This window comes from Aeromonas sp. SCS5, from assembly GCF_001887375.1.
Classification (GTDB): Bacteria; Pseudomonadota; Gammaproteobacteria; order Enterobacterales; family Aeromonadaceae; genus Aeromonas; species Aeromonas jandaei.
Genome location: NZ_LFCS01000002.1, coordinates 163,815 through 180,249, shown reverse-complemented (window position 1 = coordinate 180,249; position 16,435 = coordinate 163,815). Strand labels below are relative to the sequence as shown.

The following is a 16,435-nucleotide window of genomic DNA, read 5'->3' as shown; positions in this document are numbered from 1 at the left end:
TTCAGATGGATGATCTGCTAGCCCCCGTGCGCCAGTTCTTGCAGTGCGAAACCCCTGACGAGTGGGTGGAGATGGCGCGGGATCCGGCCCGTTTGCCAACCCTGCTTATTGATCACGCCAACTGTGAAACCAAGGCTGCACTCACCGCACACAGTCTGGTGCGCCGCTACTGCCTGCCCAAGGGCAGGCGTCATCTGCTGCCCAAACTGGAGTTTTATCGCGAGCTGGACGCTATTCCGGAGAAGGCCGAGATCCTGGGCAAGCGCACCATGGGCGAGTCTGATCGCTCGGTCTTTGCCGAGCTGGAGCGCAATCCGCTGCTGTTTCCCATGGTGCGGCTCATTCAGGAGGAGTTGCACCACTTCGAGCAGGTGCTGGAGATCATGCAGGCCCGCGGCATCGAATATGGCCCGGTTACCGCTTCTCGCTATGCCCGGCAACTGATGCAGCATGTGCGCACCCATGAGCCTGCCACCATTGTCGACAAGATGATCATCGGTGCCTATATCGAGGCGCGCTCCTGCGAGCGTTTTGCCAAGCTGGCTCCCCATCTGGATGAGGAGCTGGGGCGCTTCTACGTCTCCCTGCTGCGCTCCGAGGCGCGCCACTATCAGGATTATCTCGCGCTGGCCGAGCAGTATGCGGGGGAGGACATCTGCGAGCGGGTTGCCTACTTTGGCAAGCTGGAAGCCGAGCTTATCTCCTCGCCAGACCCCCAGTTCCGGTTTCATAGCGGCCTCCCTGTCACATCTGACAGTTGTTGACGCACAGGGGGCAAACTACTATTGCCCTGTTCCTACTACGAGCGACAAGTAGTTACTTTTGAGCGCAATTCCCGGCCTTGAGCCGGGATTTTTTTATCCCTGCCGTCAGCTTGTTGTCAGCACACCTGTTGAATTTTCACTCACTTTTCCCGTAAGCCCGTCAATTTGTATGGCGTCGAGCCGCCGTTTTTTATGGCGATAAAGTGGCCATTCAGGCGGCGCGAGCTTGTAGAAATGGGCGAAACCGTGTACTTTTTTGCCTTCGCAAGATTTGAATAACCAATCAATAGGAGCGTGTATGCGCATTGTTCTGTTGGGGGCTCCGGGCGCCGGCAAAGGTACCCAGGCTCAGTTCATCATGGAAAAACACGGTATTCCCCAGATCTCCACCGGCGACATGCTGCGTGCGGCGATCAAAGCGGGCACCGAGCTCGGTCTGAAGGCCAAAGCCGTGATGGACGCAGGTCAGCTGGTCTCTGACGACATCATCATCGGTCTGGTCAAGGAGCGCATCGCTCAGCCGGATTGTGCCAAAGGCTTCCTGTTGGACGGTTTCCCGCGCACTATTCCCCAGGCGCAAGCCATGAAGGATGCCGGCGTCAAGGTTGATTTCGTGCTGGAGTTCGATGTGCCAGACGAAGAGATCGTCAAGCGCATGAGCGGCCGTCGCGTTCACTCAGGCTCTGGTCGTACCTACCACGTGGTGTTCAACCCGCCGAAAGTGGAAGGTAAAGATGACGTGACTGGCGAAGATCTGGTGATCCGTGCCGACGACGAAGAGACCACAGTGCGCAAGCGTCTGGATGTATACCATCAGCAGACTGCTCCGCTCATCGGCTTCTATGGCAAAGAGGCGGAAGCGGGCAATACCCGTTACGTCAAGATCGATGGCACCCAGCCGGTTGATCTGGTCAGCAAGCAGCTTGCCACCATTTTGGGCTAAGCGTTACTGCCGGCACAGTCCCCTGGGCCATCAGGCAAATGATAAAAAGGGCCCAGCGGGCCCTTTTTTGCATCATGACAGATAGACAGGAAGCCAATGTGACCACGAAAACCGGAATCTTGCTGGTCAATCTGGGTACCCCAGCCGCCCCCACTACCGCCGCCGTCAAAGCGTTTCTCAGCCAGTTTCTGCACGATCCCCGGGTCGTCGATCTGCCACGCTACCTCTGGTGCCCGTTGCTCCACTTCATCATTCTGCCAACCCGCTCTCCCAAGGTGGCCAAGCTCTATCAGCAGGTGTGGACCGAGCAGGGTTCGCCACTGATGGTGATCAGCAAACAGCAGCGGGCTGCGCTGGAGCAGGAGCTCAAGCGTGAAGGGGTCGATGTACCGGTCGAGCTTGCCATGACCTATGGTTCTCCTTCGCTGGAGGAGGGGTGGCAGGCACTCAAGGCCAAGGGGGTCAACCGGGTGATCCTGTTGCCGCTCTATCCGCAATATTCGGTCAGTACCACGGCATCCGTGTTCGATGCCTGGGGTCGGGCGATGAAGCATGAGCGCAATCTGCCTGTGGTGCGGCTCATTCGCGATTACCATGCCCACCCCGAATACATTCAGGCGCTGGCGATGAGCGTGCGCCGTCACTGGGAGCAGCATGGCCGGGGTGAACATCTGTTGATGTCGTTTCACGGTATCCCCGAGCGCTACGAGCAGGAGGGCGATCCCTACGGTCATCAGTGCCGTCATACCGCGTCCCTGCTGGCCGATGCGCTCGGGCTGGAGGCGGGACAGTGGACCGCCAGTTTCCAGTCGCGCTTTGGCAAGGAGGAGTGGCTCAAGCCCTATACAGATGAGACGGTGGGCGGCATGCCTGCCCGAGGCATCAAGCGGCTCGATGTGATCTGCCCGGCCTTTGCCGCCGATTGCCTCGAAACGCTGGAGGAGATCCAGGTGCAGAACAAGGAGATCTTCCTGGCTGCCGGTGGCGAGGAGTTTGGCTATATTCCGGCGCTCAATAGCGATCAGGCCCATATCAGGATGATGGTTTCGCTCATTTGCCGTGAATTGGCATGAGTGACCGACAGTCAGTTAAACAAGGAGTCGAGTCATGGTACATATCACGCTGATCTACGCAGGCTTGCTGGGGCTGCTGTTTCTGGGGCTCTCCGCTTGGGTGGTCAGACGCCGCGCCCAGTTCGGGGTGATGATAGGGCAGGGGGAGGCCCCTGAGTTGCTGGCGGCGATCCGGGCCCACGGCAATTTTGCCGAGTACGTACCGCTGACTCTGTTGCTGATGGCACTGAGTGAAATGGCCGGTGCCAGCGCACTCTTGCTGCATGCCGGCGGCATCATGCTGCTGGCAGGTCGCGTACTGCATGCCATTGGCATCCAGATCCCGCGAGCACCCAATGTGCCCCGCTTCGTTGGCACCTTGCTGTTCTGGCTATCCCTCGGGCTATTCTCCGGGTTGACCCTTTTTCACGGCTTGATCAACGGGTGAATTATCCCTCTGAGTCGAGAGTCAAAAACCACCCACTTTCGGGTGGTTTTTTTGTGGTTAAAGGGCAAACGTTTTTCCTCGCAACCCTTGTCTATACTGACTCCATTATTTAAACAGAGCGACTTTTCGGTGCGGCAGATTGTGTTAAAATCCCGCCCCTCTTTCCCCCAGAGCACAAGAACATTGCCATGAAATTTCCCGGTCAGCGCAAGTCCAAACACTACTTTCCTGTGGATCGTCGTGATCCCCTCATCTCCCAGAGTGCGGTGCTTTCGGAGCGGGGCAAGGCCTATGTGGTCGGGATTGACCAGACGCTGGTCGACATCGAAGCCCATGTCGATCTGGCGTTTCTCGAGCGTTATAGCCTGAGCCGTGGCCACTCCATGCTCATCTCCGATGAAGTAGCCGAGCAGATCTACGACGAGCTCAAGAGCAACAACATGGTAGTGAGCGAATTTGCCGGTGGCACCATTGGCAACACCATGCACAACTACTCGGTGCTGGCTGATTCCCACTCCATCCTGCTTGGCGTCATGAGCCAGGATATCCGCATCGGCAGCTACGCCTATCGTTACCTCTGCAATACCTCCTCTCGCGTCAACCTTGACTATCTGCAGCCGGTAGATGGGCCGGTCGGTCGCTGCTTTACCTTCATCACCGAAGGGGGCGAGCGCAGCTTTGGCATCAACGCCGGCAAGATGGATCATCTGGATGTCGAGCACATCCCTGAAGAGATCATCAAGGAGTCCTCCGCTCTGGTCATCACAGCCTATCTGGTGCGCGGTGAAGATGGCACCCCGATGAAAGATGCCGCCATGGCCGCTGTGCGTTATGCCCGCGAGGCCGGTGTGCCGGTGGTGCTGACTCTGGGTACCCGTTTCGTCATCGAGTCAGACCCCCAGTGGTGGCGTGACTTCATCAGCGAAAACGTCACCGTGCTCGCCATGAACGAGGAGGAGGGCGAGGCCCTGACCGGTTTCTCCGATCCGCTGGCCGCAGCCGACAAGGCGCTCGACTGGGCTGACATGGTGCTCTGTACCGCCGGTCCGGTGGGGCTCTATATGGCTGCCTACACCGAAGATGACTTCAAGCGCGAGACCACCTTGCCGCTGCTGCCCGGGGTTATTCCCGAGTTCAACATGTACGAGTTCAGCCGCCCCATGGCACGCGCCAAGTGCCGCAAGCCGGTGCGGATCTACTCCCATATCTCTCCCTACATGGGCGGGCCGGAGAAGATCAAGAACACCAACGGGGCAGGGGATGGTGCACTTTCCGCCGTGCTGCACGACATGGTGGCCAACTCCTATCACCGGATGAATGTGCCCAACTCTGCCAAGCACATCTCCGAGTTCCTCACCTACTCTTCACTCTCTCAGGTGTGCAAGTACGCCAACCGGGTGAGTTATGAGGTGCTGGCCCAGAGCAGCCCGCGTCTCTCTCGCGGTCTGCCGGAGAAAGAGGACAGTCTGGAAGAGGTTTACTGGGAGCGTTGATCCCGAATTGTTGCAAAACACCGCCATTGGCAGACGTTTTGACGTGAAAAGGGGCCTTCAGGCCCCTTTTTTCCATCAATAACCCCAATATGCTTGAGTCCATGTCGCTTTTGCGACACCATTTGGCCACCGCATTGCCGGCCGGCAATGCTGCCGCACCTGAGAAAATGAGAGAGCCCCATGAGCATGCTTACCGAGAACCTTGACGCCAATTTCCAACTTTTTATCGAACAAGTCCGCGAGTCGGGTCAGGTGTGGGGCCTGCGCTATGGTGAGGACTGGGTGGTCTGCCGCTCTGCCGAGTTTGAAGATGCCGACGTCATGCCGCTCTGGTCTGCCGAAGAAGATGCCCGTCTGCACTGCGTGGACGAGTGGGCCGATTACGAGCCGGAAGTGATCGATCTGGAAGAGTTTCTCGATATCTGGATCAACGATCTGGATGAAGACGATGTGCTGGTCGGCCCGAACTGGAACGCCGATCTGGAAGGCCAGGAGCTCGAACCGATTGAGCTGGCCAAAGCGCTGGTTGAACTGGACGCCTGAAAGCGCCTCCACTGATGCACTGAGCGTACAGGGCAGCAAGCTAGAGACCGGTATTCGTGAGAATACCGGTCTTTTTTTATGGTCGAATGGCTGCATTGATGAGTTAAATGCCAATTTGCCTTTGCACCTCGCCGGGGGATGGTCCATCATCAACCTTTTGCCATGGGGGGCGCCATGTTTCTATTCGATGTCGCAGGTGCGACGGGAGGACGGGCCAGCATCCGCATTCAGGCGCTGGACTGGGCACAATCCGGGCCGGTCATTTTCCAGTGTGACGATGATGCACTGGCGGTCATGCTGCTGAGCGGCTGTCGCTGCGATTCGGTCGGCTTCTTCAATCTGCTGGCTGGCTGCAAACCGCTCTATGTCGAGCAGTGGCTTGCCTATCTGCAAGAGAGTGGCCGTATCGGCAAGTGGAGTTTCCAGACCGAAAGCCCGGCCGACAGCCACTATCTGGCAAGAGCCGGTCTGGATAATGAGGAGTTGAATACCCTGCTGGCACAGGTTTATCAGGTGGCGGGGTTCAATCGCCTGCAGATCAATCGTTACCTCAAGAACCGCCACAACCCCACCACCCTGGCTACCCGTTACGATCAGAAAGAGCTGGAGCGTTACCGCCAGCTCAACGAGATCATTCTGACTCTGTTGAAGTTGAAACATCCTCAGTAAAGAGACCAAGCTGGCTGATATCCGGTCGCAAAGGTTGCGGCCGGGCAATCAGGTAGCCTTGCAGTCCATCGACATACATTCCCTGCAGCAGCTGCTTCTGGCCCAGCTGCTCAACCCCCTCGGCAATCACCTGGCACCCCATCCGGTGCGATACATCGACAATCATCCGCACAAATTGCTGGTTGGTCTGATCCTGCTCCAGTCCGGTGATGAGCGCGGGGTCGAGCTTGATGTAGTCAGGTTTCAGTTCGCGAAACAGGGTGAATGAGCCGATCCCCTTGCCGAAGTTGGCGATGGCCGAGCGGCTGCCATTGCGCCTGAGCAGTTCAAACACCCGCTTGGCGCCGGTCAAGTTGCGCTCCAGATGCTCCTCGTCGAGTTCAAACACCAGATTGGCACTGGTGTTGGGATCCTTGAGCAGCTGTCTATCCAGCCAGATCAGAAAAGCGCTGTTTTGCAGCAGGTTGGATGAGAGATTGATCCCCCAGCGACTCTGGTTGGAGCCAAACGCCCGGTACTGGCGCATGATGTGGGTGATGACCAGTTGCTCCAGTCGCATCACCAGATCCAGCCGCTGTGCCATGGCAAAGAGAGTATCGGTGGGCAGCGCTGTGCCATCGCTGCCGGCAAAGCGGGTATAGATCTCGTTGTAGGCCAGCATGCTGCGATGCAGCGGCTGGATCGGCTGATAGGTAAAGCCGAGCCGCTCCTGCGCCAGCACCTCGGTCAACACGTCGCGCCAGTGTTGCTGGCCCTGCATGTCGGAGACATTGTCATCCTGCTGAATGGCCCAGCCATTGATGGTTTCGGTCTGGGCGCGGGCCAGTGCCAGATCGGCCCGGGCCAGCACGGCCTCGATTTTCTGGCCGCTGCTGAGTTTGGTCAGCCCGGAGTAACCGGTGCTCTCCAGCTCGTGTTGCTCCTGATAGTGATCGAAGGCGACTTTCAGATCCTGCCCCAACAGGTGAGGGGGAATATTGGCAGCCGGTTGCACCAGCACCGCGAAGTCTGCCCCCGAGATGCGATAAACCTGATTGCCGGGAAACCGGCTGACCACCCGCTTGATGAGCGCAGCCATGTCCTTGATGTAGGCATCTCCCGATTGAAAACCCCGCTGGGCGTTGATCTTGCCAAGCTCGGTGGCGCGCACCAGCACCAGCGTCGCGGTCTGGGTATCCTGATCCCGCTGCAGCAACTCGGTCATATCGCGGCGAAAGGCGTAGCGATTGAGCAGCTGGGTCAGCTCGTCGGTAGTGGCCAGATTGCTCAGCTCGGTGAGTTGGCGATGGACATGCTGCTCGGCGCTTTCAAACTGCTCCAGCAACTGCTGCAGCGCTTCTTGCGAGCGGGGAGCTTCCAGTAACTGCGGATCCCGGCTGCGCAGGGCTTTTATCCAGACTTGTTCCTGATTCTGTTGAATGCCGCCCAGGGTGCGCAGAGCCAGCATCAGCAGTAGGGCCATGCCGATCAGCGTGGTGCCCAGAATCAGAACGAGCGTCAGCGGAGTGCTCTGCATAGCCAGCCAAACCCCTTGCAGAAGCAATAGAGGTATGGCCACTATGATGGCGATCAAAACGAGAGGGCGTCCGAGCTTGTGAACCATCTTGTCATCCTTGAAGTGGCTGCTTTATGAGGAAATTTTAACCAAGCATACCAAGCAAAACATGTTATGACTCGCAACTCGGATAAAAGGGCCAATTGAGATCGGTTAAATGTGAGTGAAACCACTTTCAGTGCCACTGAAACAGGCGAAGATGGGTTGAAAATAGATCAAACAAGGCAGAGGTAAATCATGTTGTTAGAGCCCGAAAATAGTGCCAAAGCACGTCAGTTGTTGAACCAGAGTATGGCACTGGTGTTGGCGGGAGGACGTGGCAGTCGCCTGAAGCAGTTGACCGACAACCGCGCCAAACCGGCCGTCCATTTCGGCGGCAAGTTCCGCATCATCGATTTTGTACTCTCCAACTGTATTAACTCCGGGATCCGCCGCGTGGGGGTGGTGACCCAGTACAAATCCCACAGCCTGCTGCGTCATCTGCAATCAGGCTGGTCTTTCCTGCGCTACCAGATGAACGAGTTCATCGATCTGCTGCCTGCCCAGCAGCGGGTGGACGAGGTGCACTGGTATCGCGGTACTGCCGATGCCATCTATCAGAACGTCGACATCATTCGCGACTACGGCCCCAAATACATAGTGGTGCTGGCGGGGGATCACATCTACAAGATGGACTACGCCGCCATGCTGCTCGATCACGTGCGTCTCGGAGCCAAGGTCACGGTAGCCTGTATCGAGGTGCCGCGCGCCGAGGCGTCAGCCTTCGGCATCATGGATATCGACGAGCAGCGCAAGATCCGCGCCTTCGTGGAAAAACCGGCCAATCCGCCCGCCATGCCGGGGTGTGATGATCGCTCCCTTGCTTCCATGGGGATCTACATCTTCGAGGCGGAGTACCTCTACCAGTTGCTGGAGGAAGACATTCTCAACCAAGACTCCAAACACGACTTCGGGATGGATGTGATCCCCCGCATCGTGGAGGAGGGGCTGGCCTTTGCGCACCCCTTCAACATGTCCTGTGTCGGGGCGCGCGAGGGACAAAAGCCCTACTGGCGTGATGTAGGTACCCTGGATTCATTCTGGGAAGCGAACATGGACCTCGCCTCCGTGTTGCCCGAGCTCGATATTTACGATCAAAACTGGCCCATCTGGACCAGCCAGACCCTGACGCCGCCCGCCAAGTTCGTGCAGGACAGAAATGGTCAGCACGGCATGACCATCAACTCCATGTTTGCTGGTGGAACCATCGTCAGCGGTTCGTTCGTGCTCAACTCGGTGCTCTTTACCAACGTGCGGGTGCACTCCTTCTGCACTCTGGATCAGGCGGTCATTTTCCCGGGGGTCGAGATCGGTACTGGCTGCCGTCTGCGCCGGGTGGTGGTGGACAAGGGCTGCAAGGTGCCTGACGGGCTGGTGGTGGGTGAGAATGCCGATGAGGATGCACGCCGCTTCTATCGCTCAGAGCAGGGCATTGTGCTGGTGACCAAGGAGATGCTGGACAAGCTGGGTTAACCCAAGCGAATTAATTGAAGTGCCCTGAAATGAAGAGTCAGACGCTGTAATGCAAAGGGAGCCATCAAGGCTCCCTTTTTCATCCGGGTGAATGGTGCGAATTACTCGCTGACCACCGCTTTGGCGGCCATCACCATGGCGGTGCCGTGTTTGCCACCGGCGGCGGTCACTTGCGGGACGCCATCTTCGTCGGTGTCACCACCGGCGCCTTCGATGACGTTCTCGCCGGAGTCGCCGACCCACTCGGCCATCTGCATGCCGCCGTTGACGGTGCTGCGGAACCAGCTGACGTACTGACCGGTCAGCTTGGCCAGCTCCAGTTCGGGCGCCTTCTCGGCCCCTTCGTTGCGCAGGTTCAGCATGGCAGAACGCAGCGCACCGGAGATGGCAGCCTGGGTCCAGGGGGTGTACTCGCCCTGTTTGCCAGCCAGCCAGGTGCCCGCTTTGGCACTGAAATAGGCCTTGTCAGCGGCGATAAACAGCTCGCGCGCGGCGGTGCGGTACTTGGCATCGGAAGTCGCGAGGAACGCCGCGGTCAGGCCGCGGATAGCGGCAAACTGGGCATCAACGGATTGCGCCTTGTCTACCTTGCCACCCAGTGTCAGACCATCGTATACCAGCCCGTTGTTCCCCTTGAGATTGGCAAGGATGAAATCGGCCTGCTTGCGGATAAGCTCAAGCGCCTGCTGACCCTGCTTGGTCTTGAGGTTCAGCTCGCCGTTGTCGCCAGCGGCGTAACCGACCGGCAATGCATCCTGAGCGCGCTGGAAGATCTGCAGAGCGACCAGTGCGTAAGCGGCGTCAAAGGTGGTGACGTGCTTGCTCTGTTTGCCTGCCTGCCAGCTATCTACCAGAGTGCCGGCCTTGCCATCAAAGTGCAGGGCAGTCAGGTTTTTGAAGGTGAAGCTGGAGAGGTTGAGCGCCAGCGAGAAGGCGTCGCTGCCCGCCACCGCCTTGCCCAGATCATTGGTCTGGTTGGCCTTGGGTGTTGCAGCAAACGGCTCACCGTCAAACACGGCGTGGAAGGCCGGATTCTGGTTGGTGTTGGCCGTGCGCTGGTCGCTGAAAGCGTAGAACTCGGAGAGTGGCCACAGCATCATCCAGGCATCGCGCAGCTGGGCTGAGCCATCCACTACGTCGAGCTTGCCGATGGCGCCCGCATCGTTGTTGCGAGTCTCGGTCACTTTCACCTGATGGGGGAAGTAGATGATGCCCTTGGCCGGATCATACTGCGGGGTGATCTTGGCACCCAGTTGCTTGCCATCGAAGCCAAGCTGGTTCTGCATGATGGTCAGCTTGTCGATGGATTGCTCGGTCAGCATCATGCCGTTGAAGCCGTCGGCAGCGGAGACGCCGAGCTTGTGCTTGCCATCCTGATCCATGGTGGCGGAGGCGGCTTCAACCTCTTCATCGCTCTCGGCCACGTGCATGCCGCCGAGGAAGTCCTGAGACCACATCACCTCTTTGAGCAAAATGCCGCCCACAGCCGCCGGTACCAGCAGGTTGTCACTGCCGCTCCAGCGCAGGGTGGTGTAGTCACGGAAGTAGGCCGGAACCTGGGTCTTGACGGTTTTCTCGACGCCTTTGGCGGTCTTGATGGTGATCTGGTCACCATTGACCGGAGTGGTATTCACAGCGTCGGCAAACTCCGGGTTGGCGGAGGCGTAGGGCAGAGAGAGGGGATACATGCCTTGCGGGATCTCGTCAGCCGGGAAGCCAACTGCCTCCGCCATGGCCATGACCCGTTTGCCGAGATCGGCCATGGTGCCACCACGGGCCAGGTTTTGCGGCCCGTTCACCAGATGGGGGCCCATGCCCGACTGATAGTTGAGGGCGTACATCGCCTCTTCGGAGTATTCATAGGATTCGATGCCGGCAGCGAAGTCGAACGGGGTCGGTTCATCGGCACGGTTGGCATCCAGCACGTCCAGATCCAGCCCCAGCGCTTCGGCCAGCGGCTCGCCGGAGAGTTCAAATTCGGTATAGGCCAGCATGTTGGCGGCGGTGTTGAAAGTCTTGTCTTCAACCTTGACGGCTGCGTGTGCGATGCCACTCACCAGAGTACAGGCAACGGCCTGTGCCAGAACGGTTTTTCTCATGTCCCTTTTCACCATTGGTTTTATTATTGACGCTTCTCATGACGAATCTAAATGAGAATGGTGTGCATTATGCTCTGTTCGCGCCGGGTTGAGAAGCAAAAAACCGCCCGGCAGCTTGTCTGGGGATCAGGACAAGAGGCCGGGCGGTTTGCACAACAAAGGTGAGGGGGGAGAAATTACCTGATCAGAGCACCTTGAAGGGGATCACCAGACGACCCGGCTCCACCTTGAGATCTTCAACCTTCTCCTTGATCCTCGCTTCGTTCTTGCGGCTGCTGTCGAGGCGATAGACCGGCGTCTGCGAAAGGAAGAGGGAGAGTGACTGATTGAAGGTGGGCAGGATAGGGGTCAATGCGGCACCTATGTTGGCCGGATCGGTCTGCACCGAGACCAGTTCGAGATCACGCAGATAGATAGCCCCCTGATCGGCGACATATTCCGGGCGGGCGCTCAGGGCAAAACGAACCTTCATCTGCTGGCTGCCAAGGGGGCTGCTTACCTGCAGGTCACCGGCAGCATCGAGTTCGATGCGATCCGGCTGCTTGCGGCCGATACGGCTCTGCATCTCGTCCAGGCGGATCTTGCTCGACATGATGCCGGGGATCCCCAGCTGTTTTTCAAAAGAGACCTGCTTTTTGAGGTACTGGTTGATTTCGGCTTCGCTGACGTTGTACTGGGTCAGCGAGCAGGCCGCCAGCAGCAGGGCGAGGGGGAGTAACAACAGCTGTTTCAGCATGAGAGGTTCCGGTTGGTCAACATAATGGGGCGTATCTTACGCGATAACCCGCCCCGGGCGGGAGTCTGATGACACGGTTGTTGCGAGTGGCATCTCGGAGGTTGTCTTTTGCCTGTGACGGGGCTCATCATCGAACAGCCGGTTCGGGTCCAGGAGGAGATGTGATGGGCAGTCTGACAAGATATGGATGCAGGTGGTTGCTGTGGCTCTGCTGTATGGCGGGAATATGGAGCTCATCTTCGTGGGCCGATGTGAAGGTGATCCCGGTATTCGAGGCGCAGGCCGCGGTGCAGACCCTCAAGGAGATCTATCCCCGGCTCGGAGTAAGCGCCATGGGCAATCAGCTGGTGCTGAGCGGGACGCCGGACCAATTGCAGGAAGCCGAGGCGACTCTGGCGCAAATCAACCAGCCACCGCAAAGCCTGCTTATCGAGTGGCGGGTGGATGGGCTTTCCAACAGTGAACAACTGGGCGGTTCAGTAAGCCGTGACGAGGCCAAACGGCAGTGGCTGCTCGATGGCAATGCCCGGCAGTACCAGCGCAGCCAGAACGACAGCTGGCAGGTACGCGGGCTTTCGGGTCGCCCCGTGTTGCTGCAAATGGGCTCCTATCAGCCGGTCACCTTCTATCAGTGGAACGGGGGCGCGGTGGTGGGGATGATGCCGCTGGTGAACGGCCTCTATGCCACCGCAACCCTGATAGGGGACAGGGTTCAGGTAGCGCTCAGCAGCGAGCAGGCGAGGCTGGAGCAGGGAACCATCAATCGTGGGCAGAGTGCCACCGAGGTCAGTGGAGCCCCGGGCCAGTGGCTGACGGTGGGGGAGCTATCCACCAGTTCGGCGCAGCAGGGCAGCACCCTTGGTACGCAGTTGCAGGGCGGGCGTGGCAGCCAGAGCGATCGCCAGACCCTGCAGATCCGGGTTACTCCTCAATAGCACTGAATACCTCGCAAACCGTGTCCGGAGCCCCGTTAGTGGGGCTCGTCGGCCGCATATTCGCGCAACTGGCGACTGCGCAGCAGATACCAGAGCGCCCAGAGGCTGGCGACCAGCACCAGCGCGGTGGGCCAGCTGAACGACCACTTCTGCAAGTTGAGGCTGTGCAGCTGCATCAGCAGGCCGCTGGTGGCAGAGCAGAGCAGCAACAAGGGGCTATGGCGCCTGAGTCTGGCGCGAATGCCGCGGGTCTGCTGATAGGTGCCGCCACAGGCGAGCAGGGCCAGCATGGCGGGCACATCGGTCAGCAGGCTGATATAGAGAGTGAGCTTGTCGGGGTAGAAGAGCTCAAGGATCTCGCTGCCGCTCTGGCGGGTGACGCCAGCCATCAGAAAGAGCCAGACCGAGCGGGTCAGTAGTAGGGCGATGGGCCAGAACCAGAGAGGGGGACGAAGCTGGCCGTGATCGTCATAGCGGTGTTCGGGGTAGAGGGTCATGGTTGCCCGATATCCATTGATAGAGTGCAAGTGATGCAGAGGATATGGGGCGAAGGCGAGCCCTTTGCAAGGCGCGGGAGGGGGTGGGAATTAATCGGGGGGTCATGCCCCCCAATGCGCGAGAATCTTTTTGTGCCGGGCAGCCGGCGTTATAGCCAGCCTTTGCGCTTGAAGAAGAGACCGGTGCCGAGCGATGACATCACCATCAGCACCAGCGAGAGGGGGTAACCATACTCCCAGGCGAGCTCCGGCATGCGGCCGAAGTTCATGCCGTAGATACTGGCAATCAGGGTCGGCGGCAGGAAAATTACGGCTGCTACCGAGAAGATCTTGATCACCTTGTTCTGCTCCAGATTGGTGACCCCCATGGAGGCCTCCAGCTGGAAGTTGATCTTGTCGAACAAGAACTGGGTGTGGGGCAACAGTGACTCCACGTCGTGCAGCATCTCGTCGATCCATTTGTTCTGCTCAAGGCTCATGCGCTGGCGCAGGCTGCGCTTGAGGAAGCGCAAGGCGCGGCGGGTATCGTGCAGGGAGAGACGGATCTGGCCGTTGGCCTCTTCCTGAGCCATCAACTCCTTGAGCATGGGATTGATCTGATCCGGCTCGAAGATCTGGTCAGCGGTGTTTTCCAATGTCTTGTAACCATCTTCGATAAGGTCGGAGAGGTACTCTACCTTGAGGTTTTGCACTTCCAGCAGGATGTCGAGGGCATCCTCTACCTCCAGCCGATCCTGGCGCATATAGTGGCGCAGCAGGCGAACCAGCCCGATGTCATCTTCACGAATGCTGATCAGCAGGTTGTTGCGCAGGGTAAAGGAGACGTGGACACCCTTGGTGTCACGACCGATCCGCTGGGGAAACAGGGAGTGAATGTGCAGACCATCGGTATCCCAGTAGAAACGGGCTGATGCTTCGATGTCGTCGAGCTCTTCCTTGTCGGGAACCTCTTCCAGGAACAGGCCCGTCAACCATTCTCGCTCTGCCGTGTCCGGCTTGTAGGCATCCAGCCAGACCGTGTTGTCAGGTACTATGTCGTCAGGCCCGAGCGTGACTATATCCAGCACCTTGTTATTGAGAATGTAGGCGGTGATCATCTGTCCCCCCTTAAAAAGTCATGGGTAATCAGGGATGGTTGCACAGGTCATGCGGCCTTAGATCGCTGCAGAAGGCGATCCCGTGGATAAGCAGATCGGGCCGATGGAAAACCTGAATGCGGCGAACTATACAGGGGCGGGCCGCGCTTGTCAGGGGCTATTCATTGGGGATTCAGCTTGTTTGTTCAAAAAAACAGCTGCAAGGTGGCGAGGTCGGAGCAGCTCGTCCCGTTTTGAGCGCTGCTCCTTGTGCATCTCTCATTGCCTTCCTGCCCCCTTTATCCGAGCCCTTTGTTGCAGGCTCGTTTTCGCAACAGGTGAGCTGCAGCTTACATATTGGGATAGTTGGGCCCGGAGCCCCCTTGTGGCGGTGTCCAGACGATGTTTTGGCTGGGATCTTTAATGTCACAGGTCTTGCAGTGAATGCAGTTGGCGGCGTTGATCTGCAGCTTGGCCACCCCCTCCGTTTCCAGCACCTCAAACACCCCTGCCGGGCAGTAGCGCTGGGCGGGTTCTCCCCAGGTCGGCAGGTTGACCTTTACCGGGATCAGCTCATCCTGCAGCTTGAGATGGCAGGGCTGATCCTCATCGTGACTGGTGTTGGCGAGATAGACGGAGGAGAGTTTGTCGAAGCTGAGCTTGCCATCGGGTTTGGGGTAATGGATGGGCTCGCAGCGGCTGGCCATGCGCAGCTGGCGGTAATCTGGCTCCTTATCGATAAGTTTGAAGGGCGAGTTTGCGCCAAACAGCCGTTGCTCCAGCCAGTTAAAGGCGCCACCAAGCCAGGGGCCCCAGCGATGCAGGGCGGCTCCGAAGTTGCGGGCCGCGCCCAACTCTTGTGCCAGCCAGCTCTGGTGCAGTTCGTCGGCATAGTGAACCAGATCCCGTCCTCCCTCATCGCCACCTCGCAGCGCCATCGCGACGGTTTTTGCCGCCAGCATCCCCGATTTCATGGCGGTGTGGATCCCCTTGATACGGGAAAAGTCGAGGGTGCCGGCATCGCAGCCGATCAGAAGCCCGCCGGGGAAGTGCATGCGAGGCAGGGAGTGCCAGCCCCCCTTGGTGATGACGCGGGCACCATAGCTGATGCGCTCGCCCTCTTGCAGCAGGTTGGCGATAAGCGGGTGATGCTTGAGACGCTGGAATTCGTCAAACGGGCTGAGCCAGGGATTCTGGTAGTTGAGGTCGACGATCAGCCCGACCGCAACCTGATCTCCCTCCATCTGATAGAGATAGAAGCCGCCGTGACTGTGGTTCTTTCCTTCCTTGCCAAGAGGCCAGCCACTGCCATGGAGTACCTGTCCCGCCTTACCCCGGCCAGCGGGAAGCTGCCACAGCTCCTTGAAACCGATGGCATAGTGTTGGGGCTGTGCAGGGTTTTCCAGATTGAATGTGGCGATCAGCTGTTTGCCCAGATGGCCGCGGGCTCCCTCGGCAAAGAGGGTATAGCGGCCATAGAGCGCCATGCCGGGAACATGATCCGGTTTTGGATTGCCAGCGCGATCAAGTCCCAAATCGCCGGTGATGACCCCCTTGACCCTTCCCGCTTCCATGATAAGGTCGCTGGCGGTAAACCCCGGGTATATTTCGACTCCCAGCTGCTCCGCCTGCTGGCCAAGCCAGCGGCAAAGGTTGCCAAGGCTGACGATGTGACAGCCTTCATTGTGCATCCGTGGTGGTACGGCCCAGCTTGGCAGCTGCAGAGAGCGGTGCTCGCTTTGCAGCAAATGTACCTGATCGTCGTTGACCGCTACCCCGAGCGGTGCCTGTTGCCAGCTTTGTGGCAGCAGCTCCTTGAGGGCGACGGGATCCAGCAGGGCGCCGGAGAGCAGATGAGCGCCAATTTCGGCGCCCTTTTCCAGCAGGCAGACCGAGAGGTTGGCATCCTGCTGTTTCAACGCGATGGCGGCGCTGAGCCCCGCCGGGCCGCCACCTACGATGACGACATCAAATTCCATTGCTTCCCGTTCCATCTTGCCTCTGCACCGAAGTTGACCTAGGGTAGTGCTGGTAGTTTACGTAAACGTAAAGTGATTGTAAGCAAAAAATTAAGCGAAACACGGTGCAAAAGTGCAGGGACTGGTGAATGAAT

15 protein-coding genes are annotated in these 16,435 nt (G+C 58.6%); 9 read left to right on the top strand and 6 right to left on the bottom strand.

Going from position 1 to position 16,435, the window contains the following annotated elements:
* Window positions 1–5 precede the first annotated feature (5 nt).
* The 7 genes from miaE (at window position 6) to BS300_RS02345 (ending at window position 5,912) form a co-directional block, all read left to right on the top strand.
* On the top strand, window positions 6–764 hold the full coding sequence (gene miaE / locus BS300_RS02375; RefSeq protein ID WP_071910542.1) for a tRNA isopentenyl-2-thiomethyl-A-37 hydroxylase MiaE: 759 nt from the start codon (window positions 6–8) through the stop codon (window positions 762–764).
* 298 nt (window positions 765–1,062) lie between these two features.
* Window positions 1,063–1,707, top strand: a complete 645-nt coding sequence (gene adk, locus BS300_RS02370) for an adenylate kinase (protein ID WP_043851073.1) — start codon at window positions 1,063–1,065, stop codon at window positions 1,705–1,707.
* A 98-nt stretch (window positions 1,708–1,805) separates the two neighbouring features.
* Window positions 1,806–2,780, top strand: a complete 975-nt coding sequence (gene hemH / locus BS300_RS02365) for a ferrochelatase (protein ID WP_143241684.1) — start codon at window positions 1,806–1,808, stop codon at window positions 2,778–2,780.
* A gap of 34 nt (window positions 2,781–2,814) precedes the next feature.
* The gene (locus tag BS300_RS02360) at window positions 2,815–3,207 is read left to right on the top strand and encodes an MAPEG family protein (RefSeq protein WP_071910537.1); all 393 of its coding nucleotides are present in this window, start codon (window positions 2,815–2,817) and stop codon (window positions 3,205–3,207) included.
* Window positions 3,208–3,395: 188 nt separating this feature from the next.
* Window positions 3,396–4,700: an inosine/guanosine kinase gene (locus BS300_RS02355; RefSeq protein WP_071910535.1), complete on the top strand. Its 1,305-nt coding sequence runs from the start codon at window positions 3,396–3,398 to the stop codon at window positions 4,698–4,700.
* A gap of 180 nt (window positions 4,701–4,880) precedes the next feature.
* Window positions 4,881–5,243 (top strand): DUF2750 domain-containing protein, encoded by a 363-nt coding sequence (locus BS300_RS02350; RefSeq protein WP_033115181.1) that lies wholly within the window; start codon window positions 4,881–4,883, stop codon window positions 5,241–5,243.
* 174 nt (window positions 5,244–5,417) lie between these two features.
* Complete coding sequence (locus BS300_RS02345) at window positions 5,418–5,912, top strand: hypothetical protein (RefSeq protein ID WP_071910533.1); 495 nt, start codon at window positions 5,418–5,420, stop codon at window positions 5,910–5,912.
* Here the strand turns inward: BS300_RS02345 and BS300_RS02340 are convergent.
* Window positions 5,875–7,515: a GGDEF domain-containing protein gene (locus BS300_RS02340; protein WP_071910531.1), complete on the bottom strand. Its 1,641-nt coding sequence runs from the start codon at window positions 7,513–7,515 to the stop codon at window positions 5,875–5,877. The two genes, BS300_RS02345 and BS300_RS02340, sit on opposite strands and share 38 nt — an antisense overlap.
* 189 nt (window positions 7,516–7,704) lie before the next feature.
* Here BS300_RS02340 and glgC point away from each other — a divergent pair, with 189 nt between their 5' ends.
* The gene (glgC, locus tag BS300_RS02335; RefSeq protein WP_041207494.1) at window positions 7,705–8,979 is read left to right on the top strand and encodes a glucose-1-phosphate adenylyltransferase; all 1,275 of its coding nucleotides are present in this window, start codon (window positions 7,705–7,707) and stop codon (window positions 8,977–8,979) included.
* A gap of 101 nt (window positions 8,980–9,080) precedes the next feature.
* Here the strand turns inward: glgC and BS300_RS02330 are convergent, their stop codons facing one another.
* Entirely contained in the window at window positions 9,081–11,078 is a 1,998-nt protein-coding gene (locus BS300_RS02330; protein ID WP_071910529.1) for a hypothetical protein, read from the bottom strand.
* Between the two features lie 184 nt (window positions 11,079–11,262).
* Window positions 11,263–11,814, bottom strand: a complete 552-nt coding sequence (locus tag BS300_RS02325; protein ID WP_043851068.1) for a lipoprotein — start codon at window positions 11,812–11,814, stop codon at window positions 11,263–11,265.
* A 215-nt stretch (window positions 11,815–12,029) separates the two neighbouring features.
* On the opposite strand from BS300_RS02325, the gene BS300_RS02320 reads away from it, so the two are divergent.
* Window positions 12,030–12,749: a hypothetical protein gene (locus BS300_RS02320; protein WP_239693790.1), complete on the top strand. Its 720-nt coding sequence runs from the start codon at window positions 12,030–12,032 to the stop codon at window positions 12,747–12,749.
* 35 nt (window positions 12,750–12,784) lie between these two features.
* Here BS300_RS02320 and BS300_RS02315 read toward each other — a convergent pair whose 3' ends face one another.
* The 3 genes from BS300_RS02315 to BS300_RS02305 form a co-directional block, all read right to left on the bottom strand.
* Entirely contained in the window at window positions 12,785–13,246 is a 462-nt protein-coding gene (locus tag BS300_RS02315) for a DUF2919 domain-containing protein (RefSeq protein WP_043851066.1), read from the bottom strand.
* A gap of 149 nt (window positions 13,247–13,395) precedes the next feature.
* Window positions 13,396–14,343 (bottom strand): magnesium/cobalt transporter CorA, encoded by a 948-nt coding sequence (corA, locus tag BS300_RS02310; RefSeq protein ID WP_026456618.1) that lies wholly within the window; start codon window positions 14,341–14,343, stop codon window positions 13,396–13,398.
* A gap of 329 nt (window positions 14,344–14,672) precedes the next feature.
* A complete protein-coding gene (locus BS300_RS02305; protein WP_071910525.1) occupies window positions 14,673–16,316 on the bottom strand; it encodes an electron transfer flavoprotein-ubiquinone oxidoreductase in 1,644 nt (547 codons plus the stop codon).
* Window positions 16,317–16,435: the final 119 nt, after the last annotated feature.

Coding starts and splice junctions, on each gene's coding strand:
- BS300_RS02330 (WP_071910529.1), bottom strand. CDS start 11,078: ATGAGAAAAACCGTTCTGGCACAGGCCGTTGCCTGTACTCTGGTGAGT.
- BS300_RS02315 (WP_043851066.1), bottom strand. CDS start 13,246: ATGACCCTCTACCCCGAACACCGCTATGACGATCACGGCCAGCTTCGT.
- BS300_RS02320 (WP_239693790.1), top strand. CDS start 12,030: ATGGCGGGAATATGGAGCTCATCTTCGTGGGCCGATGTGAAGGTGATC.
- BS300_RS02305 (WP_071910525.1), bottom strand. CDS start 16,316: ATGGAACGGGAAGCAATGGAATTTGATGTCGTCATCGTAGGTGGCGGC.
- corA (WP_026456618.1), bottom strand. CDS start 14,343: ATGATCACCGCCTACATTCTCAATAACAAGGTGCTGGATATAGTCACG.
- BS300_RS02340 (WP_071910531.1), bottom strand. CDS start 7,515: ATGGTTCACAAGCTCGGACGCCCTCTCGTTTTGATCGCCATCATAGTG.
- BS300_RS02360 (WP_071910537.1), top strand. CDS start 2,815: ATGGTACATATCACGCTGATCTACGCAGGCTTGCTGGGGCTGCTGTTT.
- glgC (WP_041207494.1), top strand. CDS start 7,705: ATGTTGTTAGAGCCCGAAAATAGTGCCAAAGCACGTCAGTTGTTGAAC.
- BS300_RS02325 (WP_043851068.1), bottom strand. CDS start 11,814: ATGCTGAAACAGCTGTTGTTACTCCCCCTCGCCCTGCTGCTGGCGGCC.
- BS300_RS02355 (WP_071910535.1), top strand. CDS start 3,396: ATGAAATTTCCCGGTCAGCGCAAGTCCAAACACTACTTTCCTGTGGAT.
- BS300_RS02345 (WP_071910533.1), top strand. CDS start 5,418: ATGTTTCTATTCGATGTCGCAGGTGCGACGGGAGGACGGGCCAGCATC.
- adk (WP_043851073.1), top strand. CDS start 1,063: ATGCGCATTGTTCTGTTGGGGGCTCCGGGCGCCGGCAAAGGTACCCAG.
- BS300_RS02350 (WP_033115181.1), top strand. CDS start 4,881: ATGAGCATGCTTACCGAGAACCTTGACGCCAATTTCCAACTTTTTATC.
- miaE (WP_071910542.1), top strand. CDS start 6: ATGGATGATCTGCTAGCCCCCGTGCGCCAGTTCTTGCAGTGCGAAACC.